Origin of the sequence: Nosocomiicoccus sp. HMSC059G07, from assembly GCF_001815515.1 — a bacterium.
Taxonomy (GTDB): Bacteria; Bacillota; Bacilli; order Staphylococcales; family Salinicoccaceae; genus Nosocomiicoccus; species Nosocomiicoccus ampullae_A.
This window is the reverse complement of the sequence record NZ_KV820790.1, coordinates 1-913: the sequence shown is the minus strand read 5'-3', so window position 1 is coordinate 913 and position 913 is coordinate 1. Positions and strand designations below refer to the sequence as shown.

Genomic DNA, 913 nt, shown 5'->3' with positions numbered 1-913 from the left:
TCAGGCTGTAGACAAAGTCTCTTATGAGATGACGTCTACAGCCTTTTTTTATAAAATATAATTAATATGATTATTTTGGAGGGAAATCATGTTAGGAAAATCATTAAATTCACGTGATCAAATAGAATTTGTAGCGATTAGCGACCTCGTACCAAAAGATCATCTACTAAGAAAAGTGGATGCCGTATTAGATTTAAATTTTGTGTATGATTCTGTAAAGGATAGATACTGTTTAGATAATGGTCGACCTGGGATTGATCCAGTAATTCTTGTAAAAATTGTGTTGATTCAACATTTATTTGGTATAAAATCCATGCGACAAACAATTAGAGAAATTGATACAAACGTTGCTTATCGTTGGTATCTCGGTTTTGGATTTCATGATAAGGTGCCACATTTTTCAACCTTTGGAAAGAATTATGCACGTCGCTTTAGTGACGGTCAATTATTTGAAGAGATTTTTGAGCATATTTTAGAAATCGCGATGTCTCATGGACTGATTGACACTTCTGCATTATACATAGACTCAACGCATATCAAAGCAAACGCTAATCGTAATAAGTATACGAAAGAAACGATTAAAAAAACAGCGACTTTCTATGCTGAGGAATTACGTGAAGAAGTCAATGACATCCGGTTATCAGAAGGAAAAAAGCTTTACCCTCCAAAAGAATCCAATGAAGAAAAAACGAGTCGTGTTAGTAAAACAGATCCGGATGCAGGATATTATGTAAAAAGTGAGCGTGAAAAACAATTTGCTTACAGTATGCATGCCTGTGTAGATAGTCACGGATTTGTACTTGATCAACATGTGACCCCTGGAAACATTCATGATAGTACCCAACTCCATGTCTCCATCGATCGTTTACTCGAAAAGGGCTATTCCATTCAAAGTGTTGCGGTAGATGCAGGG

At 35.8% G+C, this 913-nt stretch carries 1 protein-coding gene; it reads left to right on the top strand.

Features of this window, described 5'->3' with window-relative positions; translation table 11 throughout:
* Window positions 1-88: 88 nt before the first annotated feature.
* On the top strand, window positions 89-913 hold an 825-nt coding region (locus HMPREF3029_RS02550), incomplete at its 3' end, for a transposase (RefSeq protein WP_144265390.1).